Genomic DNA, 26,299 nt, shown 5'->3' on the forward strand with positions numbered 1-26,299 from the left:
CGCGCCGGTGTGACGTACGCCTCGGAGAAGATTTCCGGGAAGTCGGCCGAACGTTTCCGGGGACTGCGGCGTCGTAGGAGAAACGCGGTGAGGGGGTGGGTTGTGCTGCGCAGAAAGGCCCGCCGCGCCCAGGGGGACCAGCACGGTGACCCTCTGGACGCGGACCAGGAGCGCCGGGTGCGTGCGGTGCTCGCGCTGGGCGGCGTACCGCAGGCGGACCTGCTGGACGGGGTACAGCAGGTACGCCTGCGGTTGCTGGAGCGGGCGGCCGGCGGCCAGGAGGCGCCGCGGGACGTGTCGGCGTGGGCGGCGGTCGTCGCCTCCCACCTCGCCATGGACTGGCACCGCGCCAAGCGCCGCCAGGAACGGCTCGGCGAACGGCTCGCCTCCCTCCGCCAGCCCGACCACGCCCTGGGCGAGGACACCCGGCTGCTCTCCGTCGCCGTCGCCCGCGGCCTGGACGAACTTCCGGACGCCCAGCGCCAGATCCTCGTCCTGCGTTTCTACGCCGACCTGCCGGTCCGCGGGATAGCCGAGGAACTGGGCATCCCCGAGGGCACGGTCAAGAGCCGCCTGCACACGGCGGTACGGGCCCTGCGCGCCCGCCTGCACGAGGACGAGGTGGTGTGAGCATGACCGCCGAACACGACGACCACGACGCCCGGGATGCCTGGGACGCCCGCGAGCGGTACGACGGCCGGGGCGAGGAGGAGACCGACGGCCTGTTCGCCGTCCTCATGGACGAGCCGCTCTCCGACGAGCGGCGCGCCGACCCCGCCTTCATGGCCGAGCACCGCGCCGCCACCGCCGACCTGGCGCTCCTGCGCGAACAGCTCGGGATCATCGGCGACACCCTTGCCGAGCCACCGCCCGCCACGCCCCGGCCGCACCCCCGGCCGGCCCGGCGCCGCCGCCCCTGGCAGCACCCCGGCGTCCGGGCCCTCGGGTTCGCCGGTGCCCTCGCGGCCGCGTTCGCCGGGGCCGTGTTCGGCATCGGCTGGCTCGCGGCCAACGGCGGTTCGAGCGCCATGTCGAGCGGTGCCAGTTCCGACAAGGCCGCCAGCGGCGTGTCGGGCACGGCCGGCCAGGGCGGCAAGGAGCAGGCCGCCGGCCCCGGCTACCTCGCCTGCGCCCGGCTGGTCGTGGAGGGCACGGTCACCGGGGTGCGGCAGGTCGCGGACTCCGGCACGGAGCGCGTCACCCTGCGCGTGACCCACGCCTACAAGCCGGCGAAGACCGCCGAGGAGGTGGAGTTCCTCTTCGAGGACGGCACCGACGCCCGGGTCCGCACGGGCGCCCGCCTGCTGGTCGGCATCACGGTCGGGCAGCAGGTGCCCGACCGGTACGCGGTCGGGGAGTCGGAGATCGCCCGGGAGCGGTCCTGGATCGTCCGGGACCTGCCCGAGTCGCGCACCCTGACCTGCCGGAAGTGAAAGCGAAGGGGCGGGCGCCCTGCAGGACGCCCGCCCCCCCAGCACCGCAGTCGCCTACGGCGTGACCTTCTCGATCTTCACGCTGCCGGTGCCCGCGGCCGTGCCGTGCGCGTTGACCAGCTGGACCTGCCCGAAGAACTCACGTCCCTCGGGGGCCGCCGCGGCCGCCGTGACCTGGCCGGTCACCGTGGCCGAGGCACCCGTGCCGAGCTTCACCGGCGTGGTCCCGTCGACGGTGACGGAACCGAGCGCGGGGGAGAAGAACACGTCCCGGTAGTCGTAGTCGGTGGAGCCGGCCGGGACCGAGTAGCCCACGACCTCGATCGTGTAGGTCCCGGCGGCCGGCGAGGCGATGGAGACGGCCTCCTCCGAGTCGCCGTCGGCGGACTGCGCGACCTGCGTGCCGGACGCGTCGTACACCGTCAGGTCCAGGTCGGCCGAGGTGTCCGACACGTTGCCGATCGCCACGTCCAGCGAGGTCGCGCCCGCCGGCACGGTCACCGTCGTCGTCTGGGTCTCGCCCTCCTTGATGGCCGGGCGGGTGGTCTTCGAGGAGCCGAGCGGGCCGCCGGTCAGCTTGCCGTCGAGGGCGGCGAACTCGTTGGTCACCTTCCAGGAGGCGGTGACCGGGGTGCCGACCTTGGCCTCGGGGACGGTCACCGTCTCCGGGTCGAAGGCCGCGCCGAGCACGGTGACGTCCAGCTTGTACGGGTTGTCGAGCAGCGGCGAGGTGCGGCGCGACTCGACCTCGATCTCCCAGACCCCGGCCTGCGGGTCGGCGTACGACCGCACGTCGGGCTTGCAGCCGTTGCCGTCCAGGTAGTTGTTGTAGCAGTACGGGGTGCCGGTGTTCTCGACCGGGACGCCGTACGGGTGGATGGCGATGAACCGCGTCTGGCTCTTGTCGGCGAGCCCGCTCATCGCGACCTCGAGGGTCCTGGCACCCTCCGGCACGGTCACGAAGTACGACGTGGAGCTGTTGCGCTGCACCGAACTCGACGCCGAGTAGGTGTAGTCGACGGGGGACGACACCACGACGGTCGTCAGGATCTGCTTGTCGACACCCTCGGTACGCGGGTCGTCGACCTCCAGGATCGCGGACTTGATGCCCGAACTCCTCGGCTTCGCCTGCACCTTGACCGTCACCGGCTGGTTCAGCGGCAGCGTCACCTCGTCGGACCCGAGGATCTTGAAGGTGTGCCCGGCGTTGTTCTCGAAGCGCAGCTCGTGCCGGATCGCCTTGTCCGCGCCGGAGGTGCGGGTGATGGTGACGTCGTACGTCTTCTTCTGCCGGACCTTGAGGCCGCCCTCGCGGTCGTACAGCCCGGTGCCGTAGCCCGGGGTCTTCAGCGCGGAGTCGATCGCGGTGTCGACGGGCGCCTTCACGGTGTACTCGTGGGCGGTGGCGTGGTCGCGGATGGACTCCCACGCGTCGACGATGTCGATCCGGCCCGCGCCCTCCTCGTACGCCTGGACGCCCTTGATGTGGTGGGCGGTCGACGTCAGCGCCGTGCGCAGGTCGGCGGGGGAGAGGGCGATGCCCTTCTCCTTGGCCGCGCTCAGCAGCAGCGCGCTCGCGCCCGCCGCCTGCGGGGAGGCCATCGAGGTGCCCTGGAGCATGGAGTAGCCGGCCGGCAGCGAGTAGCCCGCCTCGGCGACCGGGGCGCCCGGCAGCCAGGTCTGGGTGGTGTTGATCGCGGCGCCCGGGGCGACCAGGGTCGGCGTGAAGCCGCCGTCCTCACGCGGGCCGCGCGAGGAGAAGGGGAGCAGCTGGTACTTGGTGGTCACCTGGGAGCCGTAGTTGGCCGCCCAGGTCTCCTTGGAGATGGCCGCGCCGACCGAGATCACCTTGTCGGCCAGGCCGGGGTCGCCGATGGTGTTCGCACCCGGGCCGGAGTTCCCGGCCGAGATCACGAGCTGCACGCCGTAGGTGTCGATGAGCCGCGTGTACAGCTCGGCACGGGCGTTGTTGCCGTCGTTCAGCGCCGGGAGGCCGCCGATCGACATGTTGACGATGTCGACGCCCCGGTTGGTGACCAGGTCGATCATGCCCTCGGTGAGGGCGACGTTGGTGCAGCCGCCGGTCCAGGTGCAGGCCCGGGACGAGACGATCTTCGCGCCCGGGGCCGCGCCGTTCATCTTGCCGCCGAACAGGCCGTTGGCGGCGGTGATGCCGGCGACGTGGGTGCCGTGCTCGGACTCGATGACGCCGATGTTGACGTAGTCGGCCTTCGCGCCGGACGCGTTGTAGACGACGTCCTTGCGGATCTCGACCACGAACGGGATGCGCTCGACGACGTCCGTGGCCGGGTCGTCCGTGCCGAAGTAGCCGATCTGGTAGCCGTCCTTGTACGGCTTCATCGGCACGTCGTCGGTGAAGTCCAGGTTGTCGTTGCTGTCGACGCGCACGGTGCCGGAGGCCGGGTCGTACAGCACACCCCAGGCGTCGGTCGTGTCGCCGTCGCGGTTCAGGTCGCCCTTCATGTCGCCACCGGCGGTGGCGGACTCGTACATGTAGTTGAACTTGTACGAACCCGCGGGCGCCTTGAACGTCTCGGTGCCCTGGCTGGCCGTGGTGATGGAGAACGCCGGGCCGGCGGCCGCGACGGTCATCCGCCGCCAGGTGCCGTCGCCGTCGTTGACCGGGTCGGTCGAGGTCACCCAGTCGACGATCTTCCGCTCGCCGGTGGTGGTCTTCTGCAGCGCCGGGTGGCCGAGGTCCACGCCGGAGTCCAGGATGCCGATGGTGATGCCCCGGCCGTCCGCCTTCGGGTGCTCCTTGACGAAGTCGACGGCGCCCGTCTCGAAGGAGGGGTTGTAGGGGTTCACGGCGGGGGTGTTCTTGTTCGGCGCCGAGTAAGTGGTCTTGGACGCCTTGGCGTTGGAGCTGCTCCCGCTCGCCGTCGGGTCGTCGAGCTGGATCTCCTGGCGCAGGTCGATCGCGTGCACCGAGGACAGCTTCGCGGCGGCCGCGATCGCCGAGTCCGCCCGCCCGGTGGGGACGGTGGCCCGGACGTAACCGAGCTTGTCGTACGTACGGCCCACCAGGCCGCCCTTGACCGCGTCCAGTTCCTCGGCGACCTGCTCGGTCTGCCCCGGCGCGGTCGCGATCATCATCGTGACGCTCTTGGTGCCGTCGGACTTGGCCTCGGCGAGCAGGGCCGCGTCGTCCGAACCGAGCTTGTCGTGGGCGGACTTGACGCCGGGGTCGGCGGCGGTGGCGGCGGTGGCCGGGGCCGCGGCGGCCAGGGGCAGCGGCCCGGCGGCGGAGAGCGCGGCCACGACACCGACGGCGAGGGCCAACCGGCCCAGGCGTCTGTGGCCCGGTATCGGGTCGTGCTGGGGGGTGAGGGTCATCTGCATCCCTTGTAGGTAAAGGAACGAGCGTGGAGCGGCTGGACATGGTCATGTCCGGCGCGTAGGCGCACAGCTTTACCCAAGGGAACGGCCTTTTGGGAACGTTGACCGAATCGATATGAACGTATGGGGAAAACCCCCTATCTGTGTCCTTGCTGTGGGAGGAAATCCCGTTGGCCGCCGCCCGCCCGGGGCCCTACCGTGCCGACGTGCGAGAGAAGCTCAGGGTGGCGGCCTACGCCGTGTGTGTCCGTGACGGTCAGGTCCTGCTCGCCCGGTCACCGGCCGACGACGGCACCCCCGAGTGGGTCCTGCCCGGCGGCGGCATGGAGCACGGCGAGGACCCGTACGACACGGTCCGCCGTGAACTCATGGAGGAGACCGGCTACCGCATCGAGGTGACCGGCCTGCTCGGCATCGACTCCAACCGCCTCCGCTTCCCCCGCGCGGGCCTGCGGCGCCCCGCCACCGACCACCACGGCGTGCGGATCGTCTACACCGGCGAGGTCGTCGGCGGCGAACTGCGCAACGAGGTCGACGGCTCCACCGACATGGCCGCCTGGCACGACCTGGACGCCGTGCCGGACCTGAGGCACATCCGGCTGGTCGACGTCGCCCTGCGGCTGTGGCGGGAGAAGCCGGCGGCCGGGCGGTTCGCGGAAGAGCAGTCGTAAGGGCCGGAGACCCTCCCCTACCCCGGCAGATGAACGCGGAGTGACCGGCCCCCGGACGCCCGCAATCCGCTCCATGGCCGGTCCCCACCTCGCCTGATCCACGTACGGTGATCGGCGCTGCGCGTTGCCGCCGCGTTCACGCGCAGGTCATCCCCGGTGCCAACGATCCAAAGTGAGCGGGAAGTTCGCGGAAGCGATCGCCCGTGACCACTGCCGACGCGTTCGTACTCGGGGAGATCGCGCCATGTCGCGCATACGCTCTGTCGCCACCTCCGCGGCCCTCAAGGGCCGCGAGGCACTGGAGATCAACCGCCGTACCGTGCTCGCCGCCGCCGGAGCCGTCTCGCTCTCCGCAGGCGTCGGACTGGCCCTGCGCCCCACCGGCAGCGAGGCCGCCCCCGCCACTCCCGCCGCCCCCGCGGCCGAGGAGCAGCAGCCGGTCGCCGAGGGCCGCCAGGCCGCCGCGGCCCCCCTCGCCCCCTACACCAAGGGCACCACCCTCGCCTCCGTCGCCGCGCCCCGCACCAGCTCCGGCTACCGGCGGCTCGGCGACGGCGCCGGCTGGTCGCGCGTGGTGCGCTCCGACCTGGCCGCCGCCAGGTCCGGCCGCGCCGGCCGCCGTACCGCGCTCGCCGCGTTCGTGCAGTTCACCGACCTGCACCTGATGGACGTCCAGCACCCGCTGCGCCTGGAGTTCCTGCGCGCCCACGACCCGCACGGCTGGCGCCCGCACGAGGCGCTCACCGTGCCCGGCGCCATCTCGCTCGTCGAGCGGGTCAACGCGCTGCGCGGCGCCCCGGTCACCGGCTCGCCGCTGCACTTCGTGATGACCACCGGCGACAACACCGACAACAACGCCCACTCCGAGCTGGAGTGGTTCATGAAGGTGATGAGCGGCGGCCGGATCACCCCCAACACCGGTGACCCCAAGCACTACGAGGGCGTCCAGAACAGCGGCCTCAAGCTGTACTGGCAGGCCTCCTCCACCGTCCGCGACGGCGACAAGGCGCTCGGCTTCCCGCACCTCGCCGGCTACCTGGCCGCCGCGATCCGCGAGGTGAAGAGCCCCGGCCTGAACCTGCCCTGGTACTCCACGGTCGGCAACCACGACGCCCTGCCGCTCGGCTGCTTCGGCTCGCACGCCGACCCCTGGCTCGCCGCGGCCGCGATCGGCGGCAAGAAGCTGATGACGGTGACCGACGCCGAGGCCAAGAAGCTCCAGGACTCCATCCGCGCCGCCAAGGACCCCAAGGGCAGCGGCTACCGCGACTTCCTGAAGGCGCACGCCCGGTCGATGCGCTCGGTCACCGCCGACGAGAAGCGCGCCCCGTACACCTCCGCGGAGTACCTCAAGGCCCACCTGGACCCGGCCTACCAGGGCCTCGGCCCGGTCGGCCACGGCTACTCCAGCGCCAACGTGGCCGCGGGCACCCAGTACTACGCCTTCCGTATCTCCGACGACGTCATCGGCATCAGCCTCGACACGACGGACGCGGGCGGCCACTACGACGGATCGATCGGAACGGCCCAACTGGCCTGGCTGGAGAAGACCCTGAAGGAGAACAAGGACTCCTACGCGGTCGTCTTCAGCCACCACACCAGCCAGACGATGACCAACACCCGCCCCGACCCGGCCCACCCGAGCGACGGCCGCCACACCGGCGCCGAGCTGGTCACCCTGCTCAACCGCCACGCCAACGTGCTGGCCTGGGTGAACGGCCACATCCACCGCAACCTCATCACCCCGCACAAGGCCTCGAACGGCAACTCCTTCTGGGAGGTCACCACCGCCTCGCACGTCGACTACCCCCAGCTCGCCCGGGTCGTCGAACTGGCGGACAACAAGGACGGCACGATCTCCCTCTTCACCACCCTCATCGAGTCGGCCGCCCCGCACCGCACGGACTTCTCCGACCTCTCCCAGACCGGCCTCGCCGCCCTCTACCGCGAACTGGCCTTCAACGCCCCCGGTTCCAGCAAGGTCCTGGGCGGCAATCCGACGGACCGGAACACGGAACTGGTCCTCAAGAAGGGCTGAAAATCGGTCAACCGGCCCAAGCCGGGCAACCTCGTCGATCAGGACGGTGTCCCTCCCCCCGACCGAGTACGACGACTCCACTGGGGGAGAGACATGTCCGTACGTACGACGCTGGTGGCGGCGACCGCCCTGGCCCTGTCGGCAGCGCTCGCGGGACCGGCACTGGCGGCCCCGGCCGGGCCGGCGCCGACGGCGGCCGAGGCCGGCCACCGGGCCACCCGCAAGGCGATCGAGGCCGCGATCGAGGGCGGTGTCCCCGGGGCGACGGTCACCGTCCGGGACGCCCGCTCCACCTGGTCGGCGACGGCCGGGGTGGGCGACACCCGCACCGGTGCCCCGCGGTCCGCGGCCGACCGCTACCGGGTCGGCAGCATCACGAAGACCTTCGTGGCCACGGTCCTGCTCCAGCTGGAGGCGGAGGGCCGGCTGTCCCTCGACGACACCGTGGACAGGTGGCTGCCGGGCGTGGTCGCCGGCCACGGGAACGACGGCCGCCGCATCACCGTCCGGCAGCTCCTCAACCACACCAGCGGCCTCTTCAACTACACCGCGGACGAGGGCTTCGGCCGCACGTACTTCCTGAAGGACGGCTTCTTCGCGCACCGCTACGACACGCTGACGCCCGCCGGGCTGGTGGCGATCGCGACGAAGCACCAGCCCGCCTTCGCCCCGGGCACCAGCTGGGCCTACTCGAACACCAACTACGTGCTCGCCGGCATGGTGATCAAGGCGGTGACCGGCCACTCGTACGCCCGGGAGATCACCGACCGGGTGATCAGGCCCCTCCACCTGACCGGCACCTCCCTCCCCGGCACCCGCACCACGCTGCCGCGCCCGAGCAGCCGCGCCTACTCGAAACTCGCCGAGACCACGACGGGCCCCACCTACGACGTCACCGCCCTCAACCCCTCCATGGCCTCCTCCGCCGGCGAGATGATCTCCACCTCCGCCGACCTGACCCGCTTCTACGAAGCCCTTCTGAGCGGCAGGCTGCTGCCCCCGCGCCAGCTGAAGGAGATGAAGACCACCACCCCCGTCCCCGGCGATCCCAACAGCGCGTACGGCCTCGGCCTGATCGACGCCACCCTCCCCTGCGGCGTCCACGTCTGGGGCCACGACGGCGGCATCCACGGCTCCTCCTCCGTCGCGGCCACCACCCCCGACGGCCGCCACGCCCTGGCCCTCAACTTCAACGCCGACTGGACCGGCGACAAGGACGCGGTGGTCGTGGCGGAGTTCTGCGGCGGCTGAGCACCGGCCGCCCGATCCCGGAAAAAAATCTTGGGCCGTGATGTCGAGAACCCGTGGCCGGCTCCGTCCCCGGGGTGAAGGCGGCCACAATGGGCCGTACCGGCACCGAGGAGAACCACGATGGCCAAGTACCTGCTGCTGAAGCACTACCGCGGCGCCCCGGCCCCGGCCGAGGACGTGCCCATGGACCGGTGGACGCCGGAGGAGATCTCGGCCCACGTGCGGTACATGCAGGACTTCGCGGCCCGGCTGGAGAAGTCCGGTGAGTTCGTCGACGGCCAGGCCCTCGCCCCCGAGGGGATGTGGGTCCGGTACGACGGCGAGGGGCGCCCGCCGGTCACCGACGGCCCGTTCGCCGAGACCAAGGACCTCATCGCCGGCTGGATGGTGATCGACGTCGACAGCCAGGAGCGCGCCGTGGAGCTGGCCGGTGAACTGTCGGCCGCTCCCGGGGCGGGCGGGCGGCCGATCCACGAGTGGCTGGAGGTGCGCCCGTTCCTGGCCGCGCCGCCCAACGCCGAGGACTCGTGCCACTGATGGACGAGGTCCTGCTCAGGAGCCTCACCCCGAGCGTGCTCACCGTCCTCGTCCGCCGCGGAGCCGACTTCGCGGCGGCCGAGGACGCCGTGCAGGAGGCACTGGTCGAGGCGGTCCGTGTCTGGCCCGCCGACCCGCCGCGGGACCCGAAGGGCTGGCTGGTCACCGTGGCCTGGCGGCGGTTCCTCGACGCGACCCGCGCGGACACCGCCCGCCGCCGGCGCGAGGACCGCGTGGACGAGGAGCCGACGCCCGGCCCGGTCCCCGCGGCCGACGACACCCTCCGGCTCTACTTCCTCTGCGCCCACCCCTCCCTCACCCCCTCCGCCGCGGTCGCGCTCACCCTGCGCGCCGTCGGCGGCCTCACCACCCGCCAGATCGCCCGGGCCTACCTGGTGCCCGAGGCGACCATGGCCCAGCGGATCAGCCGTGCCAAGCGCACCGTCTCCGGCGTCCGCCTCGACCGGCCCGGGGACGTCGCCACCGTGCTGCGCGTCCTCTACCTGGTCTTCAACGAGGGCTACTGCGGTGACGTCGACCTCAGCGCCGAGGCCATCCGGCTCACCCGGCAGCTCGCGGCCGCGATCGACCACCCCGAGGCGGCCGGGCTGCTCGCCCTGATGCTGCTGCACCACGCCCGGCGCGCGGCCCGGACCGCACCCGACGGCAGCCTGGTGCCCCTCGCCGAGCAGGACCGGAGCCGATGGGACACCCGCCTGGTCGCCGAGGGCGTCGGGATCCTCCAGGCGGCCCTCGCCCGCGACCGCCTCGGCGAGTTCCAGGCCCAGGCCGCCATCGCCGCCCTGCACGCGGACGCGCCCACCGCCGAGGACACCGACTGGGTGCAGATCGTCGAGTGGTACGACGAACTCGCGGGCCTCACCGACAGCCCGGTCGTCCGGCTCAACCGCGCGGTCGCCGTCGGCGAGGCGGACGGCCCCCGCGCCGGTCTCGCCGCACTCGCCGAGCTGGACGCCGCCCTGCCCCGGTACACCGCGGTCGCCGCCCACCTGCACGAACGCGACGGTGACCGGGCGACCGCGGCACGCCTGTACGCCGAGGCGGCCGGCAAGGCCCCGAACCTCGCCGAACGCGACCACCTGACCCGCCGTGCCGCACGCCTCAACGCACAGCTCGCCGCCGACCGCGGCAGGTGACATCGTCGTGCGTCCGGGTGACCCGCTTGCCGTTTTTTTTGCCGTCGGCCGCCCTCGTCCGGAGGGCGCGGGCGATGCGGATGCTCTTGTGAAAGCGCAGGTCAGAAGGGTGTCCACGGGGGAAGTGGAATGATGTTGCCGACCGTGGCTCCGGCGCTCGCCCTGTAAACGCAGCCGACTTCGAGACGAGACACTCCGTTCATCCGAATGAAACGTCCGTACCGCCTCATATCGGCTAACCCGCGGATCCCGGGGATGGCTCGATCTGGTGCAAGGCAGGTGTTCGTGTGGGCGCTCGGCTCGGACTTCGTGTGCTCTCGGTCTACGAGGGTTTTTTCTCCGGGGGAGCCCGGATCGTGCACAGTGATGTGCTGCTGGGCCTGGTAGAGGGCGGACAGCAGTGGCATCGGGTGCTCAGTCTGCACGGTGAGGTCCACCGAGAAGCCACCACGCAGCGCATGGAGGACGACGCCTGTTACCGCGCGCTTACGGCCGGTGGCGTCGAGGTGACGTCGCTGGGCCGCACCGCCGGCCTCGTCGACGGCACCGTCGCCGCGTCGGTTTTCAGCGGGCCCGAGCTGGCCGATACGGCGCGGGCCATGGCCGGCGCGGACGTCATCCTGTCGTTGAAGGAGCAGCCGCTCGCGCTGCTCAACCAGGCCGGACTGCCCCGCCGCCCCGTCGTCGTCTGCCTGCACCGGTCCGACCCGGAGAACCAGGGCCAGGCGCTGGACGAGCTCAAGGCCGCCATCGCGGACGGCACCGTGGTCGCGTGCGTGTGCTGCGCCGAGTCCACCCGGGACGCGTACGAGGCCGCCGGGATCCCCGGCGAGCTGCTGCACGTGATCCCCAACGGCGTCGACCTGCTCCGCTTCCGGCCGGACGCGGCGCTGCGGTTCGCCTTCCGGGAGTCCCTCGGCATCCCCGCCACCGCCCCCGACACCCCCGTGGTCGTCTTCGCCGCCCGGTACGCCGGCATGAAGAACGTGCCGCTCTTCCTGCGGGCGGCCAGGGCCTGGCTGGCCCGCGAGGGCGGCGGCCACGTCGTCATGTGCGGGGCCGGGATGACCGAGGACAACCCCGCCCTCTGGGCCGACATCGAGGTCGCCTTCGGCGCCGACCGGGCCGCCCTCGGCGACCGCCTGCACCTGCTCGGCGTACGGCACGACATGGAGACCGTCTACGCCGGCTCCGACGTCGTCGCCCTCACCTCCGCCTCCGGCGAGGCCGCACCGCTCTGCCTCATCGAGGGCATGATGTGCGGCGCCGTCCCGGTCACGACGGACGTCGGCGACAGCGCGTCGATCGTCGAGGGACACGGGTTCGTGACGCCCTTCGACCCCGACGCGATCGCCTTCGCCTGGTCGGCGGCGGTGGCCGACCGGGAGCTCTTCGCCCCGGCGCTGGCGGCGAGCCGCGAGCGGTTCAGCCGTACCCGGATGATCGCCGCGTACGCCGACCTCCTCGCCCACGTCGTCGGCGACGACGTCCGCGACGAACTGCGTCCGGGCGTCAGCGGGCAGTAGTACCCCGCCGGTCCGCCTCGCCCGCCGCGACCAGGCGCGGGCGGGGCGGGACGTGGGCGTCGGCTAGCCGGGCAGCGGGTCGTCGCGCAGGACGCCGTAGAGGACGGAGTCCCGCCAGCGGCCGTCCCGGAAGACGAGGGAGCGCAGCACGCCCTCGCGGGTGAAGCCGGCCTTCTCCAGGGCGCGTTGCTCGGCGATGTTCTCCGCATCGGTTTCGGCCTGGATCCGCTCCACCGGGGTGTGGGCGAACAGGTAGCGGACGAGCAGGAGCTGGGCGCGGGTGCCGATGCCCCGGCCACGGGCATCCGGCGCCAGGGCGATGCCGGCGCTCCAGCAGTACGACGTGGGGCCGGTCGTCTGCCTGTGCCAGGACACGAAGCCGAACGGGCCGCCGGACGCGGCGCCGCCGTCGGTGTCGACGATCAGCTGGCCGCCGTCCGACCCGAGCAGACCGTTCTCCGCGAAGCGGCGCCGGAAGCGGTCGGGGTCCCGCCAGCCGAACCACTGGAAGTGGCTCGCCGCCTCGGGGTCGAAGAGAAACCGCTCCAGCAGGGGGAGGTCGTCCGCACGGGCGGGGCGCAGTATCACGGGGGCTTCGTCGCTCACCGCCGTCACATTAGCCGCCGCCGGGCACGGCGGAGGGGCCGTCGGTCCCCCTCCGAACCGGCGGCCCCTCCACTGCGCGTTCCCCGCCTACCGGGGCAGCACCACCACATACGCGGCCGGGTCGCGGTCGTCGGATGCCATCAGGGCGGTGCGGATCACCGCCGCCTGCTGCTCCGCCGAGTCCCGGAGCTTCTTCGGGGTGACGTACACGACCGTGATGCCGAGGCGCTCCAAGTGCTCCCGCTTGCGGGCGTATTCGGACCACAGGGCGTCCTCGTCGTGACGGGGTGCGCGGGTGTCGAGCTCGACGGCGACGGCGTGCTCCGGCCAGTAGGCGTCGAGGCCGCCGAGGTGGGGGCCGCCGGGCAGCCTCAGGTCCACGTTCCAGACCGGGTCGGGGAGGCCGTACTCGTGGACCATCCGGTAGAGGCGGTCCTCCGCGATGGCCCGGCCCTCGGCGACGAGGGAGTCGACGGCGTCCACCACATGGGGGCGGGCGAGCAGCTTCGCCTGGGTCAGCTCCCGTACCACCGCCGCCGGTTCGCAGTGGCCGCCGCGCACCGCCTCGGTCAGCAGCCGCCGCACGGCCTCCGCGTCGGTGAGGTCCGCCACCGCGTCCGCGAGGGCGCGGGGGACCGGGGCGACCGGGAGGCCCGTCACCGTCTCGGGGGCCGGCAGGGCCGGGGTGCGGAGCACGCGGACGTAGGAGGTGGAGCGCAGTCGGCGCATCCGCGGGACCAGGACGTCGACATGGTCCAGGGAGAGCAGCGGCGGGGTGGCGGAGAAGCCGTGCAGGGTCAGCGCGGCCAGGCCCGTGATCATCGCGTCCGCGTAGACCGGGCGGTGCGGGGAGTCCGGGGTCGGCTGCGCCGGGACGCCGGGGGCCGGTTCGCGGGCCGTGAAGAGCAGGGCCCCGTGCAGGCGTTCCTCGCTGGTCGGCGGTCCGGGGTGGAGCAGCACCACGCCTGGCAGCAGTTGTTGCCAGGGGCCGCCCGGCCGGCACTGCTCGGCGATCTCGGTGGCCGCGACGCCGTGCGAGCGGAGCTGGGCCGTCGTCAGCACCCGGCGGCGGACGTCGGAGAGGTGGCGGAGGGGGCGGGGGGAGAGCGGGGTGTTGTGGGTCATGGCCTCGGGATTCCCGGGGCCGGCCGGGTCCTTAACCGGTGTTACGTGTTCGTCGATGAATACGGACAAGACGGGACTAAAGGACGGGTGTTCGGGTGCCGAGTAGGGACCGGAAACCCCTGGTCCGGACGGGTGGGGACCAGGGGTTACGGCCATGATGGAATGAATTGCGTAACGGTCACCCGGAGGCCGACCTTTGGCCAAAGGTCAGCTCGCGGGGACCCCTGCGGCCTGCGCGTCGCACTCCTGTCCGCGCAGCGTCCGGGCCAGGTCGTCCCGGGCCTCCAGGACCAGGCGGCGCAGCGCCGGCGGCGCGTCGGCGTGGGCCGTCAGCCACGCCTCCGTCGCCTCCAGCGTCTCCGGGCGGTCCTGGAGGGACGGGTACAGGCCCCGGACCACGTCCATGCCGATCTGGATCGAGCGGTCCTCCCAGATCCGGGCGATGACCTCGAAGTACTTCTCCGCGTACGGTGCCAGCAGCTCCCGCTGCGACGGCTGGGCGAAGCCCGCGATCGTCGCCTCCACCAGCGCGTTGGACAGCGCCTGCGACTCCACGACCTGCGCCCACGCCTGCGCCTTCACGGCCGCCGACGGGCGGGCGGCCAGGCAGCGCACCTGGTGGCGCTTGCCGGACGCCGTGTCGTCCCGGGCCAGTTCGGCCGCCAGCACGGACTCGTCGGCCACGCCGTGCGCGGCGAGGGGTTCGAGGAACGCCCAGCGCAGCTCCTGGTCGACGTCCAGGCCGTCGATCGTCGCCGTGCCCGCCAGCAGCTCCTGGAGCAGCCCGAAGTCGGGCCCGTCCGCCGCCGTCGACGCGAAGAACCGCGCCCAGGCCAGCTGGTGCTCGCTGCCCGGCGCGGCCTGCCGCAGCTCCCGCAGGGCGCCCTCGGCGAGCAGCCGCCCGGTCGCCTCCCGGCCCTGCGGCGCCACGTAGTGCACCAGCGCCGACTCCGCCCACGCCTGGAGCATCTGCAGCACGCCGATGTCCGACTCGCGGCTCGCGAACCGCAGCACCAGGTCGACGAAGTCCCGGGCGGGCAGCAGCGCGTCCCGGGTCAGGTTCCACAGTGCCGACCAGCACAGCGCCCGGGCCAGCGGGTCGGTGAGCGAGCCGAGCCGGCTGCGCAGGGTCGCCAGCGAGGTCTCGTCGAAGCGGATCTTGCAGTAGGTGAGGTCGTCGTCGTTGACCAGGACCAGTTCGGGGGCGTCGGCGCCCGCCAGGTCCGCGACCACCGTCCGCGGGCCGTCGACGTCCGCCTCGGCACGCGCGTACCGGACCAGCTCGCCGTCCTCCAGCCGGTACAGGCCGATCGCGACCCGGTGCGGGCGCAGCTCGGGGTGCGACTCGGCGGCCTCCTGCACCACCGCCAGCTCGGCCACCCTGCCGTCCCCGTCGAGGAGCACCTGCGGGGTCAGCGAGTTCACCCCCGCCGTCTGCAGCCACTTCCCGGCCCAGGCGCTCATGTCCCGGCCGCTGGTCTCCTCCAGGACCGACAGCAGGTCACCGAGGCGCGTGTTGCCGTACGCGTTGCGCTTGAAGTAGCGGCGGGCGCCCTCCAGGAACGGGTCCTGGCCGACGTACGCCACGAGCTGCTTCAGAACGCTGGCCCCCTTCGCGTACGTGATGCCGTCGAAGTTGAGCTTGGCGTCCTGCAGGTCGCGGATGTCGGCCGTGATCGGGTGCGTGGAGGGCAGCTGGTCCGCGCGGTACGCCCAGGCCTTGCGGCGGTTGGCGAAGGTGGTCCACGCGTTCTCGAAACGGGTCGCGCCGACGTTCGCGAACGTGCCCATGAAGTCCGCGAAGGACTCCTTCAGCCACAGGTCGTCCCACCACACCATGGTGACCAGGTCGCCGAACCACATGTGCGCCATCTCGTGCAGGATCACGTTGGCGCGCGCCTCGTAGGACGCCTGGGTCACCTTGCCCCGGAAGATGTACTCCTCGCGGAAGGTCACCAGGCCCGGGTTCTCCATCGCGCCCAGGTTGTACTCGGGCACGAACGCCTGGTCGTACTTCCCGAACGGGTACGGGTAGTCGAAGTGGTCGTGGAAGAAGTCCAGGCCCTGCTTGGTGATCAGGAAGACGTCGTCCGCGTCGAAGTAGGGGGCGAGGCCCTTGCGGCACAGGGCGCCCAGGGGAATGTCGAGCGTCGTGCCGTCCGGGAACGTCCGGGAGTAGGAGTCCGTCACGTAGTGGTACGGCCCCGCCACCACACACGTGATGTACGTCGAGATCGGCTTCGTCTCCGCGAACCGCCAGACCCCGTCGGCGAGTTCACCCGCCCCGTTGCTCCACACCGTCCACTCCTCGGGCGCCCGCACCTCGAAGCGGAACGGAGCCTTGAGGTCCGGCTGCTCGAAGTTCGCGAACACCCGGCGGGAGTCGGCCGGCTCGTACTGCGTGTAGAGGTAGACCTCGCCGTCCTCGGGGTCGACGAAGCGGTGCAGGCCCTCACCGGTTCGGGAGTAGGCGCACCGGGCGTCCACCACCAGCTCGTTCTCCGCGGCCAGGTCCTCCAGGGCGATCCGGGTGCCGTCGAAGACCTCCCCGGGGTCGAGGTCCTTGCCGTTCAGGGTCACCGCGGTCACGCTCGGCGCGATCAGGTCGGCGAAGCTCGACGCCCCCGGCTCGTTGCAGCGGAAGCGGATCGTGGTCACCGAGCGGAAGGTGCGCGGCTCGTCCTGGCTCTCCCCGACGGCGGACCGCACGTCCAGCGACACGTCGTATCCGTCGACCGACAGCAGGGCGGCCCGCTCCCGGGCCTCGTCGCGGGACAGATTCTCACCGGGCACGGGCGGCACTCCCTCATCGTTGTCGGTACGCCGGAACAGCACCGATCCTCCCACGTGCCCCTGACGGCGGGCATCCGGGAATGGGGTGGCCGATGACGGTGTTGCCGCTGGAAAGGACCGTATTCCGAGGAGAAGCATGTCCGAGACCGTGACCAGCTCCGGCAAGACCCCCGTCGACTTCTGGTTCGACCCGCTGTGCCCGTGGGCCTGGATGACCTCCCGCTGGGTCCTGGAGGTGGAGAAGGTCCGCGACATCGAGGTCCGCTGGCACATCATGAGCCTCGCGGTCCTCAACGAGCCCAGGCTCGACGAACTGCCCGAGGAGTACCGCGAGCTGCTGGAGACCAAGGCGTGGAAGCCGATCCGCGTGGTCACCGCGGCCTGGCAGAAGCACGGCTCCGACATCCTCGGCCCGCTGTACACCGCGCTCGGCACCCGTATCCACAACAACGGCGAGGGCCCGACCGTCGAGGCCGTCGCGGGCGCGCTCGCGGACGTCGGCCTGCCGGCCGAGCTGATCGAGTACGCCGACCAGGAGGACTTCGAGTTCGACGCCGAGCTGCGCGCCTCCCACAAGGAGGGCATAGACAAGGTCGGCCAGGACGTCGGCACCCCGGTCATCGCGGTCCCCGGTGCCGACGGCGAGCAGATCGCCTTCTTCGGCCCGGTCGTCACCCCCGCCCCCAAGGGCGAGGAGGCGGCCCGCCTGTGGGACGGCACCCTCGCGGTCGCCTCCGTGCCCGGTTTCTACGAGATCAAGCGGACCCGCACCAAGGGCCCCGACTTCAGCAACCTCTAGGTCCCCGCTCCGCGCCCGGCGGCCGTCCCGCCGGGCGCGGATCCCCACAACGGCCCCGCACGCCCCATCTCCCGTAGCACCATGGGCACATGACGGAGATCGACACCTCGGTGCCGCATTCGGCGCGCATCTGGAACTACTGGCTCGGCGGCAAGGACAACTACCTCGTCGACCAGGAGGCCGGCGACGCCTGCACCGCCGTCTTCCCCGGGATCGTGACCATCGCCCGCAGCAGCCGCGCCTTCCTCGGACGCAGCATCGGGTACCTGGTCCGGGAGGCCGGCATCCGCCAGTTCCTCGACGTCGGCACCGGCCTGCCGACCGTCGACAACACCCACGAGGTCGCGAGCGGAGCGTAGCCGGAGCGAATGGGGGTACCCCCACGCCCGAAGGGCTGTGGGGGAGCCTGGCCCCCGAGTCGAGGATCGTGTACGTCGACAACGACCCGCTGGTCCTCGCGCACGCCCGCGCCCTGCTCACCTCCACCGAGGAGGGCGTCACCGCGTACGAGGACCTCAGCCTCTACGAGCCGGAGCGCATCCTGCAGGCCGCGGCCCGCACCCTCGACCTCACCCGCCCCACCGCCCTGATCCTCAGCGGCATCCTCGGCCACGTCGACGGTCACGACCGAGCCCGTGACCTGGTCCGCGCCCTGCTGTCCGGCCTGCCGGCCGGCAGTCACCTCTGCGTCAACGACGGCTCGCGCGGCACCGACCCCGCCTACGAGCAGGCGCAGGACGCCTACAACGAGACCGGCGCGGTCCCCTACTACCTGCGCCCCGTCGACCAGATCGAGGGCTACTTCGAGGGCCTGGACCTGGTCGGCCCGGGGGTGGTGTCGGTGCCCCTGTGGCGCCCCGACACGGACCCGGCCCCCCGTCCGATCGGCCAGCACGGCGGCCTCGGCCGCAAGCCCTGAGCCGTCAGCCCGCGGGGCGCCGCCGCTGCCGCGCGTAACCCACCGCCGCCAGGACGGCCGTCATGCCGCCCGTGTAGTACAGCTGCACGCGCGTGTCCGCCTCGCGGGCCATCAGGACGAGGATCGCCGCCATGCCCGCCAGCGCCAGCCAGGTCAGGTACGGGAACGCCCACATGCGCACGACCGGCTTCTCGGGGGTGCGGCGGCGCAGCAGCAGCTGGGAGACGGCGATGAGGACCCAGACGACCAGGATCACCGCGCCGATCATGTTGAGGAGCCAGGGGAAGACGTCGTCCGGGCGCCAGTAGCTGAGCACGACGCAGACGAAGCCGAAGACGCAGGAGGCGAGGACCGCGAGGCGCGGGACGCCGCCGGAGAGCCTGGCGAGCGCCCGCGGGCCCTGGCCGCGCTCCACCAGGGAGTGGGCGATGCGCGAGGAGCCGTAGATGTTCGCGTTCATCGCGGAGAGCAGGGCGACCAGCACGACGACGTTCATGAGCTGACCCGCGCCCGGGATGTCCAGGCGGTCCAGGGCCGCGACGTACGGGCCCTTCTCGACGAGCTCCTCCGAGTCCCAGGGGACCAGGGTGACGATGACCGCCATCGAGCCGATGTAGAAGAGCGCGATGCGCCACATCGCCGTGCGGACCGCGCTAGCCACGCCCCGGACCGGGTCCTCGGACTCGGCCGCCGCGATGGTGACCGTCTCCAGGCCGCCGTACGCGAAGATCGAGGCCAGGATGCCGATCATCAGGCCCTCGCTGCCGTGCGGCAGGAAGTCGGTCAGGTTCGAGGTGCCCGGGGAGCCGGTGCCGGGCAGCACACCGGCGATCGCCAGGACGCCGAGCACCAGGAAGAGGCCGATCGCGCCGACCTTCAGCGCCGCGAACCAGAACTCGAACTCACCGAAGTTGCGCACCGCGGCCAGGTTCGTGACACAGAAGACGACCATGAAGAGGGCCACCCACGCCCACTCGGGCGTCCCCGGCAGCCAGCCCGTGACGATCTTCGCGGCGCCGATGCCCTCCAGGCCCACGGCCGTGCAGAGGAGCACCCAGAACGACCAGCCGGCCGTGAAGCCCGCCCACGGCCCGATCGCCCGCTCCGCGTGCGTCGAGAACGAGCCCGACGACGGATGTGCGGCCGACATCTCGCCCAGCATCCGCATCACCAGCATCACGAGGAGCCCGGAGAGGGTGTAGGCGATGACGACGGACGGCCCGGCGGCGGCGATGGCGGCGCCGGAGCCGACGAAGAGACCCGCGCCGATGACCCCGCCCAGGGCGATCATCGACAGATGGCGCTGCCTGAGGCCGGGGGAGAGGGCGGGCGAGGGGGTGGGGGAGACGCCGTCGTCGTGCGTCGGCGGGGTCTCGACCGGGGTGCTGCGGTGCGGCATGGGCGCGGCTCGTCCAATGCGTGAGATGGGCAAAAGCGCCCATAGTGTGGGCGGCCTCCCCGCTGTTCCGGGGAGGCCGCCCATTATCCGGACGCACCGTTAACGTGACGTGTTCACGCGGCTACGGACGTGTAGTGCGAGGCGTCGCCCTCGATCGAGTAGCTCTCCTTGCCCTCGATGCCGGCCGGGACGTCACCGGCGACGGTGACCCGGTGGAGGCGGCGCGGCCGGCCGTCGTAGTTGTCGACCGCGTAGTGCTGGGTGATGCGGTTGTCGAACAGGACCAGCTGGTTCGGGGACCAGCGGTGGCGCAGGATGTTCTCGGGCCGGGCGACGTACGCCTGGAGCAGGTCGAGGACCTTGCGGGACTCGTCCTTCGACAGGCCGACGATCCGCTGCGCGAACCCCCCGATGAACAGGCCGCGTTCACCGGTCAGCGGGTGCACCCGCACCACCGGGTGGACCGTGCGGAACTTGATCGACGTGAACTGGGCGCGCTGGGCGGCCTTCTCCTCGTCCGGCACGGCGTAGTCGTAGTCGTTGGTGTGCTCCGCCCACAGCGTGTCGGCCAGCGCGCGCAGCGGCTCGGGCAGGTCGCGGTAGGCGGCGGCCGAACTGGCGATCAGGGTCTCGCCGCCGTACGGCGGGACCGTGAGCGAGCGCAGGGTGCTGGCCTGGGGCGGGTTCAGGACGAACGTCACGTCGGTGTGCCAGTGGTTGGCCCGGCCGCGCTCGCTGTCGACGGGCAGCACGTTCGGGGCGCCGTCGACGGCCGGCACCGTCGGGTGGGCGGTGGTGAGGTCCCCGAAGTGCCGGGCGAAGGCCTCCTGGCCCTCGTCGTCGAGGTGGACGTCGTCGAAGACCAGGGCCTTGTGGACGTTCAGGGCCGCACGGATCGCGGCGACCTGCTCCTCGTCCAGCGGCTTGGAGATGTCCACGCCCAGGACCTGGGCGCCGATGTGCGCGGTGACCTTGCGGATCTCGATGGACATGCGGGGCGTCCTTTCAGACGTTCAGACGTTCGGGGTGTCGGGCTTCCGGGCTTCCGGGGTTTCAGGCGGTGGCGAGCGCGGGGGTGACGTACTGGTTGGCGGGGCGGGGCAGGCCGTAGCGCTCCCGCAGGGTCCGGCGCGGGCCGTAGTCGCTGCGCAGCAGGCCGCGGGCGCGCAGGATCGGGACGACGTGGTCGACGAAGGTCTCCAGGCCGGAGGGCAGCACGGGCGGCATGATGTTGAAGCCGTCGGCGGCGCCCTCGGTGAACCAGGTCTCGATCGCGTCGGCGACCTGTTCCGGGGTCCCGGCGAAGGTCAGATGACCGCGGCCGCCGCCGAGCCGCCCGATCAGCTGCCGCACGGTGAGCCGCTCGCGGCGGGCGAGCCCGACGATCAGCGTGTAGCGGCTCTTGGCGCCCTCGATGGCGTCCTCGGGCGGCAGCTCGGCGGGGAGCCGGGCGTCCAGCTCAAGGGATCCGGTGGGGAGATGGAGGAGCCGTTCCAGGTTGGCCACCCCGTGCCGGTGCACGATGTGGTCCTCCAGGAGCTGCTCGTGCGCCCGCGCCTCGGCCTCGGTCGAGCCGATCACGGGGACGATGCCCGGCAGCACCTTGATGTGGTCGGGGTCGCGACCGGCCGCGACCGTCCGTGCCTTGAGGTCGGCGTAGAACGCCCGCGCCTCCTCGACGGTCTGCTGCGCGGTGAACACGGCCTCCGCGTACCGGGCCGCGAACGCCTTGCCGTCCTCGCTGGAGCCCGCCTGCACCAGCAGCGGGTAACCCTGCGGGGAGCGGGGCACGTTGAGGGCGCCCTCGACACCGAAGTACGTGCCCCGGTGCCGGGGCGGGTGGATCTTCGCGTCGTCGCCCCAGACGCCGGACGCCTTGTCGGCGACGATCGCGTCGTCCTCCCAGCTGTCCCAGAGCTTCAGCGCCACGTCGAGGAACTCGGCGGCCCGCGCGTACCGTTCGGCGTGTGCGGGCTCCTCGTCGATGCCGAAGTTGCGGGCCGCCTCGGCGCCCGCGGTGGTGACGATGTTCCAGCCGGCCCGGCCGCCGCTGATGATGTCCAGCGAGGCGAACCTGCGGGCCAGGTTGTAGGGGGAGTTGTAGGAGGTGGACGCGGTGGCGATCAGGCCGATGTGCTCGGTGGCCGTCGCCAGCGCGGTGAGCAGGGTGAGCGGCTCCAGGGCCCCGGCGGGCCGCTGCGCGACGCTGCCCCACAGGTGCGGTCCGTCGGCGAGGAAGAGCGAGTCGAAGGTGCCGCGCTCGGCGGTCCGGGCCAGCCGCACGTAGTGCGCGAGGTCGACGTGCGCGTAGGGGTCGCTCTCCGGCAGGCGCCAGGAGGCTTCGTGGTGGCCGGTGGTCATGAGGAAGGCGTTGAGGTGGAGCTGGCGGGTCATGCGGGGTCCTTTGCGTGTCTTTTCGAGCCCGTCCGGCGATTGAGGACGAGGCCGTTCAGGCCGAAGCAGGGGTCCGGGGGCGGCAGCCCCCGGGGACGTTCACGTGTCCTCCGTGACCCCCAACGCCGCCAGCAACCGCGACCGGTACTCCCCACGGGAACCCCCGTCGACGGTCAGGTCGAGGCCGATCCGCCCCCGTTCCAGGACCAGCACCCGGTCGGCGAGGACGATCGCCTCGTCGACGTCGTGGGTGACGAGCAGCACCGACGGCCGGTGCCGTTTCCACAGCTCGCGCAGCAGGTGGTGCATCCTGATCCGGGTGAGCGCGTCCAGCGCGCCGAACGGCTCGTCGGCGAGGAGCAGTTCGGGTTCGCGGACCAGGGACCGGGCGAGCGCGGCCCGCTGCGCCTCGCCGCCGGACAGCTCGCCCGGCCAGGCCCGTTCGCGGCCCGCGAGCCCGACCTCGGTCAGCGCCGCACGCCCCTTCTCGTGGGCGTCCTTGCCGTCCAGCCCCAGCACCACGTTGTCCAGCACCCGGCGCCAGGGCAGCAGCCGGGAGTCCTGGAAGACCACCGACACCCGTTCCGGGGCGGTGAGTTCCCCGCTGCCGGTGACCCCGTGGTCGAGTCCGGCGACGGCCCGCAGCAGGGTGCTCTTGCCGGAGCCGCTGTGCCCGAGCAGGGCGGTGAACTGCCCGGCCGGCAGGTCGAGATCGATGCCGTCGAGGACCGTACGGTCCCCGAACGACCGTGTCAGGCCCCGGAGTCGGACGGCGGGGCGGGTCAGCTGCTCAGTGTGCGGCGCCATGACAGCACCCTCCGTTCGATGATCCGGACCACGGTGTCGGAGAGGAGACCGAAGACGCCGTAGATCAGCAGACCGACGAGGATGATGTCGCTGCGCCCGTAGTTCTGGGCCTGGAACATCATGTAGCCGAGGCCGCTGGTGGCGTTGATCTGCTCCAGGACGACCAGGCCGAGCCAGGAGCCGGTGACGCCGAGCCGGAGCCCCACGAAGAATCCGGGCAGCGCGCCGGGGATCACGATCTCCCGGATGAACCGGAGCCTCGACAGGTCCAGTACCTCGGCGAGTTCGACGTACCGGCTGTCGATGGCGGACAGCGCGGCATGCGTGTTCAGGTAGACCGGGATGTAGACGACGATCGCGATGATGGCGATCTTGAAGGTCTCGCCGATGCCCAGCCAGAGGATGAACAGCGGGATCAGGCCGAGGGTGGGGATCGCGCGGTTGATCTGCACGGTCCCGTCGATCAGCGCCTCACCGGTGCGGCTGAGCCCGGCGGCCAGGGCCAGCAGCACCCCGGCGGCCAGGCCGATCGCGAAGCCGTACCCGGCCCGCTCCACGGAGGTCAGGATGTCGGTGCGCAGGGTCCCGGCCGTCCACAGGTGGACGGCGGTGTCCAGGACGGTCCAGGGCGCCGGGATCGCGCCGGGGTCGAGCTGTCCGGCGGCGGAGGCGACCGCCCAGGCGGCGAGGACGACGAGCGGCCCGGCCAGCCGGGCGGCGGGCAGCCGGCGGCCGGGGGAGAGCCGGCGGCGCGGCCTGACCCGATGCGCCTCCACCACGGGCGCGGGAGCGCTGGTGACGGCGGTCATTTCCGGTACTCCGCCGGTACGGCCTTCGCGGCGATGGACTCGAAGCGGTGGTCGAAGAGCGAGGAGACGTCGGTCTTCTTCACGAACCCGCCCTCCGCCAGCAGGTCCGCGGTCTCCTGCTCCCACTTGATCGCCTCGTCCCAGCTGGGCGGGAACAGCGGCTTGTTGGCGAGCTTGGTGATGCCCTGGGCCTGCGCGAGCGTGAGGTTCTGGGTCTTGACGTAGAACTCCTCGTTCCAGGTGTCCGGGTTCTCCCACTGCCAGACCAGGCCCTTGGCCCACTGCGGGATGTACGCGGCGACCGCGGCCGCCTTGGCCTTGTCGTTCAGCACCGACTGCGGCGCCCACAGGAGGTTGAGCAGGTCGACGACGTCGGTGGCGATGGTGTGGGCGCCCTTCGGGCCGTACTGCTGGAGGTAGGCCGGCACCTGGGTGTTGGCCAGCGGGGCGACGTCCACCTGGCCGGACTGCAGGGCGGTGAGGAACTGGTTGCTGGTGAGCGGGACCAGCTTCACGTCGTCGTAGGCGAGCCCGGCCTCTTTCAGCGCCCGCAGCAGGACGACACCCTGCGCCTGCCCCTGCGAGAAGGCGAGCTTCTTTCCCTTGAACTCGGCGACCGTGCGGATGTCGCTGCCGGGCTTGGTGGCGAACAGGTAGTTCGGCTTACGGGTGATGTTGACCGCCACGATCTTCGTCGCGAATCCCTGGTACTGCGCCTGGATCGGCGGGATACCCGCATTGTTCGCGAGGTCCAGGGACTTCGCGCGGAACGCGTTGATGACATCGGGACCGGCCCCGATGTTCACCCAGCTCGACACCGTGAACGGCAGCGCCGGCAGTTTCGCCAGCTTGAACTGCAGCTGCTGGGTGTTCAGATAGGAGGCGATCTTCAGGCTGGTGCCGGACGGCACCTTGGCGGCCAGCGGAGCGGTCGAGGCGCCCGCGGTGTCGGCGGCGGCACTGCCGCCCGCGCAGCCGCTCAGCCCGGCCACGGCCGCGGAGGCGCCGAGCAGTGAGGTCAGGAAGAGCCGGCGGTCGATGCCGGAAGGGGACGCAGAAGGCATGGGAGTGCTCCGGGGAGAAAAGCAGCAGAAAGGCAGGGCGAATTCCCGGCGACGGAAGGCCGGAAAGAGAGATCTCACGCAGAGGGAAATGCGCGCCCGGGGCGCGTCAAGACGTCAGCAACAGAGGGTGCGACAGGTCATGAGATGGATGTTCCTTGCCGTGTGTGACGGCTGTCAATATTCCGAGTTTCTGAATTAAATAAGCTCTGGTGACAGGGCCGAAGCCGTGGCCGAAGCCGTGGCCGGAGCCGCCGGAGTCGTCGGGGACGAGGCGCTCAGCGGGTCCCGGTACAGCACGTCCAGGACCACCGAACCGCCCGCCACCGCCAGTACCGAGGCCCCGAAACTGGTCGGCGCGACCACGGCCGCCCGCTCCGTCCCGACCGCCTCGCGCAGCGCGCGCAGACAGTCCTCGCGGTACAGCACGCCGACCTCGGTGACGACCACGCTCTCCGGGTTGAGGACGTCGAGCAGCAGCGCCGCCGCCCGCCCGGTCAGCCGCGCCCGCTCCACCAGCAGCCCCGCGGCCGCCGGATCGCCGGCCCCGGCCGCTGCGAGGACGTCCATCGGGTTGCCGCTGTCCGTCACCCCGGCCGCCCGGGCCCGCCGCACCAGCGTGCGCTCGCTGAGTTCCACCTGGAGGCAGCCGGTGCGTCCGCAGTCGCAGGGCTCGGTGCCGCCCGGCACCGGGAGATGGCCGATCATGCCGGCCTGGGAGCGCGGGCCGTGGTGCACCTCGTCGCCGGTGGCGAAGGCCGCGTCGACCACGTTCCCGACGAACAGGTGCAGCACGCTCCGGCTGCCCCGGGCCCGCCCGAACAGCCGCTCCCCGTTGACCAGCGCCCGCGCGTGGCCGTCCACATGGACCGGCAGCCCGGTGTGCGCGCCGAGCAGCTCGCGCACCGGCACCTCGCGCCAGCCGAGGAGCGGATGTTCGACGACGGTCCCGGAGTCCCGGTCCACCCAGCCGCCGACGGCGACCCCGACGCCCAGCGGCCGGCTGCCGGGCACCTCGTCGAGCAGCGCGGCGAGCCCGGCGGCGGCGCGCGCCAGCACCCCGCGCGGGTCGGTGGAGCGGTGCTTCAACTCCCGCCGTACGAGGACCCGTCCGCGCAGGTCGAGCAGGGCGACCGTGGTGTAGGGCACGGCCACGTGCACCCCGCCGACCACGAACCGCGAGTCGTCCAGGTCGACCGGGACATGCGGGCGGCCCACGCCCTTGACGCGCTGCGGCGCCGCGGTCTCCCGGATCAGGCCGAGTTCGGTGAACCGGGCGCAGTAGTCGGTGACGGAGGCCGGGGACAGCCCGGTCAGCCGGGCGATGGTGGAGCGGGCGACCGGCCCGTGTTCGAGGACCGAGCGCAGGACCACACTGGCGCTGGTCCGCCGCCGGTCACGGGGTGCGAAGGTGGGCGGGGGTGCCGCGGTACGGGGCATGGGAAACCGTCCTCGGGAACGGGGCCGACTCGTCTCGGACGTCGAGGCGCGCCGGACCGGTCTCCCGCCGCGCGGCCTCAGGGCGTACGGCGACAGGTGGCAGCCCCCTGGCGTCGCAGGTCGACATAGCGACGCGACGTGAAGTTCCGGGACTGGGCGACCATGTCCGAAAGC

The 26,299-nt window shown here is 72.0% G+C and carries 20 protein-coding genes and 1 pseudogene; 10 read left to right on the forward strand and 11 right to left on the reverse strand.

Annotated elements, in window-relative coordinates; genetic code table 11:
* Positions 1-102 precede the first annotated feature (102 nt).
* Together ABZ887_RS27405 and ABZ887_RS27410 are read left to right on the forward strand one after the other, a co-directional pair.
* Positions 103-630 (forward strand): sigma-70 family RNA polymerase sigma factor, encoded by a 528-nt coding sequence (locus ABZ887_RS27405; protein ID WP_361294603.1) that lies wholly within the window; start codon positions 103-105, stop codon positions 628-630.
* A 2-nt stretch (positions 631-632) separates the two neighbouring features.
* Positions 633-1,433 carry a hypothetical protein gene (locus ABZ887_RS27410; RefSeq protein ID WP_361294312.1) on the forward strand — a complete coding sequence of 267 codons (801 nt, stop codon included), beginning with the start codon at positions 633-635 and terminating at the stop codon, positions 1,431-1,433.
* A 54-nt stretch (positions 1,434-1,487) separates the two neighbouring features.
* Here the strand turns inward: ABZ887_RS27410 and ABZ887_RS27415 are convergent, their stop codons facing one another.
* Entirely contained in the window at positions 1,488-4,790 is a 3,303-nt protein-coding gene (locus tag ABZ887_RS27415) for a S8 family serine peptidase (protein ID WP_361294315.1), read from the reverse strand.
* Positions 4,791-4,999: 209 nt separating this feature from the next.
* Between ABZ887_RS27415 and ABZ887_RS27420 the strand changes: the two genes are divergently transcribed.
* From ABZ887_RS27420 to ABZ887_RS27445, 6 genes are all read left to right on the forward strand, one after another.
* Positions 5,000-5,464 (forward strand): NUDIX hydrolase, encoded by a 465-nt coding sequence (locus ABZ887_RS27420; protein WP_361294318.1) that lies wholly within the window; start codon positions 5,000-5,002, stop codon positions 5,462-5,464.
* A 244-nt stretch (positions 5,465-5,708) separates the two neighbouring features.
* Positions 5,709-7,502, forward strand: a complete 1,794-nt coding sequence (locus ABZ887_RS27425) for a TIGR03767 family metallophosphoesterase (protein ID WP_361294325.1) — start codon at positions 5,709-5,711, stop codon at positions 7,500-7,502.
* Between the two features lie 93 nt (positions 7,503-7,595).
* The gene (locus ABZ887_RS27430) at positions 7,596-8,753 is read left to right on the forward strand and encodes a serine hydrolase domain-containing protein (protein ID WP_361294328.1); all 1,158 of its coding nucleotides are present in this window, start codon (positions 7,596-7,598) and stop codon (positions 8,751-8,753) included.
* A 120-nt stretch (positions 8,754-8,873) separates the two neighbouring features.
* Positions 8,874-9,290 (forward strand): YciI family protein, encoded by a 417-nt coding sequence (locus tag ABZ887_RS27435; RefSeq protein WP_361294331.1) that lies wholly within the window; start codon positions 8,874-8,876, stop codon positions 9,288-9,290.
* On the forward strand, positions 9,290-10,447 hold the full coding sequence (locus ABZ887_RS27440) for a DUF6596 domain-containing protein (protein ID WP_361294606.1): 1,158 nt from the start codon (positions 9,290-9,292) through the stop codon (positions 10,445-10,447). Before ABZ887_RS27435 ends, ABZ887_RS27440 begins: the two co-directional genes overlap by 1 nt.
* Positions 10,448-10,758: 311 nt before the next feature.
* A complete protein-coding gene (locus ABZ887_RS27445) occupies positions 10,759-11,973 on the forward strand; it encodes a glycosyltransferase (RefSeq protein WP_361294609.1) in 1,215 nt (404 codons plus the stop codon).
* A gap of 63 nt (positions 11,974-12,036) precedes the next feature.
* Here ABZ887_RS27445 and ABZ887_RS27450 read toward each other — a convergent pair whose 3' ends face one another.
* From ABZ887_RS27450 to pepN, 3 genes are all read right to left on the reverse strand, one after another.
* The gene (locus ABZ887_RS27450; RefSeq protein ID WP_361294334.1) at positions 12,037-12,579 is read right to left on the reverse strand and encodes a GNAT family protein; all 543 of its coding nucleotides are present in this window, start codon (positions 12,577-12,579) and stop codon (positions 12,037-12,039) included.
* Positions 12,580-12,666: 87 nt separating this feature from the next.
* Positions 12,667-13,704 (reverse strand): hypothetical protein, encoded by a 1,038-nt coding sequence (locus ABZ887_RS27455; protein ID WP_361294337.1) that lies wholly within the window; start codon positions 13,702-13,704, stop codon positions 12,667-12,669.
* Positions 13,705-13,911: 207 nt separating this feature from the next.
* Positions 13,912-16,497, reverse strand: coding sequence for an aminopeptidase N (pepN, locus tag ABZ887_RS27460; RefSeq protein ID WP_361294340.1), 2,586 nt, complete (start codon positions 16,495-16,497; stop codon positions 13,912-13,914).
* A gap of 136 nt (positions 16,498-16,633) precedes the next feature.
* On the opposite strand from pepN, the gene ABZ887_RS27465 reads away from it, so the two are divergent.
* Positions 16,634-17,296, forward strand: coding sequence for a DsbA family protein (locus tag ABZ887_RS27465; protein WP_361294343.1), 663 nt, complete (start codon positions 16,634-16,636; stop codon positions 17,294-17,296).
* Between the two features lie 89 nt (positions 17,297-17,385).
* Positions 17,386-18,215: pseudogene (locus tag ABZ887_RS27470) on the forward strand (SAM-dependent methyltransferase).
* Between the two features lie 4 nt (positions 18,216-18,219).
* Here the strand turns inward: ABZ887_RS27470 and ABZ887_RS27475 are convergent.
* The 7 genes from ABZ887_RS27475 to ABZ887_RS27505 all read right to left on the reverse strand — a co-directional run bounded on the left by ABZ887_RS27475 (position 18,220) and on the right by ABZ887_RS27505 (position 26,125).
* Positions 18,220-19,614 (reverse strand): amino acid permease, encoded by a 1,395-nt coding sequence (locus ABZ887_RS27475; RefSeq protein ID WP_361294346.1) that lies wholly within the window; start codon positions 19,612-19,614, stop codon positions 18,220-18,222.
* A gap of 113 nt (positions 19,615-19,727) precedes the next feature.
* On the reverse strand, positions 19,728-20,606 hold the full coding sequence (locus ABZ887_RS27480) for a TauD/TfdA family dioxygenase (protein WP_361294349.1): 879 nt from the start codon (positions 20,604-20,606) through the stop codon (positions 19,728-19,730).
* 61 nt (positions 20,607-20,667) lie between these two features.
* Positions 20,668-22,008, reverse strand: coding sequence for an LLM class flavin-dependent oxidoreductase (locus tag ABZ887_RS27485; protein WP_361294352.1), 1,341 nt, complete (start codon positions 22,006-22,008; stop codon positions 20,668-20,670).
* Between the two features lie 99 nt (positions 22,009-22,107).
* Positions 22,108-22,815, reverse strand: coding sequence for an ABC transporter ATP-binding protein (locus ABZ887_RS27490; RefSeq protein WP_361294355.1), 708 nt, complete (start codon positions 22,813-22,815; stop codon positions 22,108-22,110).
* The gene (locus ABZ887_RS27495; RefSeq protein WP_361294358.1) at positions 22,791-23,624 is read right to left on the reverse strand and encodes an ABC transporter permease; all 834 of its coding nucleotides are present in this window, start codon (positions 23,622-23,624) and stop codon (positions 22,791-22,793) included. Before ABZ887_RS27495 ends, ABZ887_RS27490 begins: the two co-directional genes overlap by 25 nt.
* Positions 23,621-24,688, reverse strand: coding sequence for an ABC transporter substrate-binding protein (locus ABZ887_RS27500; RefSeq protein ID WP_361294361.1), 1,068 nt, complete (start codon positions 24,686-24,688; stop codon positions 23,621-23,623). Before ABZ887_RS27500 ends, ABZ887_RS27495 begins: the two co-directional genes overlap by 4 nt.
* 195 nt (positions 24,689-24,883) lie before the next feature.
* The gene (locus ABZ887_RS27505) at positions 24,884-26,125 is read right to left on the reverse strand and encodes an ROK family protein (RefSeq protein ID WP_361294364.1); all 1,242 of its coding nucleotides are present in this window, start codon (positions 26,123-26,125) and stop codon (positions 24,884-24,886) included.
* Positions 26,126-26,299: the final 174 nt, after the last annotated feature.

This window comes from Streptomyces sp. NPDC047061 (genome assembly GCF_040643955.1).
Lineage (GTDB): Bacteria > Actinomycetota > Actinomycetes > Streptomycetales > Streptomycetaceae > Streptomyces.

What these genes read in the sequence shown, in the direction of transcription:
- ABZ887_RS27475 (WP_361294346.1), bottom strand. Translation starts at nt 19,614, where the DNA reads ATGCCGCACCGCAGCACCCCGGTCGAGACCCCGCCGACGCACGACGAC.
- ABZ887_RS27490 (WP_361294355.1), bottom strand. Translation starts at nt 22,815, where the DNA reads ATGGCGCCGCACACTGAGCAGCTGACCCGCCCCGCCGTCCGACTCCGG.
- ABZ887_RS27485 (WP_361294352.1), bottom strand. Translation starts at nt 22,008, where the DNA reads ATGACCCGCCAGCTCCACCTCAACGCCTTCCTCATGACCACCGGCCAC.
- ABZ887_RS27465 (WP_361294343.1), top strand. Translation starts at nt 16,634, where the DNA reads ATGTCCGAGACCGTGACCAGCTCCGGCAAGACCCCCGTCGACTTCTGG.
- ABZ887_RS27455 (WP_361294337.1), bottom strand. Translation starts at nt 13,704, where the DNA reads ATGACCCACAACACCCCGCTCTCCCCCCGCCCCCTCCGCCACCTCTCC.
- ABZ887_RS27430 (WP_361294328.1), top strand. Translation starts at nt 7,596, where the DNA reads ATGTCCGTACGTACGACGCTGGTGGCGGCGACCGCCCTGGCCCTGTCG.
- ABZ887_RS27425 (WP_361294325.1), top strand. Translation starts at nt 5,709, where the DNA reads ATGTCGCGCATACGCTCTGTCGCCACCTCCGCGGCCCTCAAGGGCCGC.
- ABZ887_RS27435 (WP_361294331.1), top strand. Translation starts at nt 8,874, where the DNA reads ATGGCCAAGTACCTGCTGCTGAAGCACTACCGCGGCGCCCCGGCCCCG.
- ABZ887_RS27410 (WP_361294312.1), top strand. Translation starts at nt 633, where the DNA reads ATGACCGCCGAACACGACGACCACGACGCCCGGGATGCCTGGGACGCC.
- ABZ887_RS27480 (WP_361294349.1), bottom strand. Translation starts at nt 20,606, where the DNA reads ATGTCCATCGAGATCCGCAAGGTCACCGCGCACATCGGCGCCCAGGTC.
- ABZ887_RS27415 (WP_361294315.1), bottom strand. Translation starts at nt 4,790, where the DNA reads ATGACCCTCACCCCCCAGCACGACCCGATACCGGGCCACAGACGCCTG.
- ABZ887_RS27440 (WP_361294606.1), top strand. Translation starts at nt 9,290, where the DNA reads ATGGACGAGGTCCTGCTCAGGAGCCTCACCCCGAGCGTGCTCACCGTC.
- ABZ887_RS27500 (WP_361294361.1), bottom strand. Translation starts at nt 24,688, where the DNA reads ATGCCTTCTGCGTCCCCTTCCGGCATCGACCGCCGGCTCTTCCTGACC.
- ABZ887_RS27505 (WP_361294364.1), bottom strand. Translation starts at nt 26,125, where the DNA reads ATGCCCCGTACCGCGGCACCCCCGCCCACCTTCGCACCCCGTGACCGG.
- ABZ887_RS27495 (WP_361294358.1), bottom strand. Translation starts at nt 23,624, where the DNA reads ATGACCGCCGTCACCAGCGCTCCCGCGCCCGTGGTGGAGGCGCATCGG.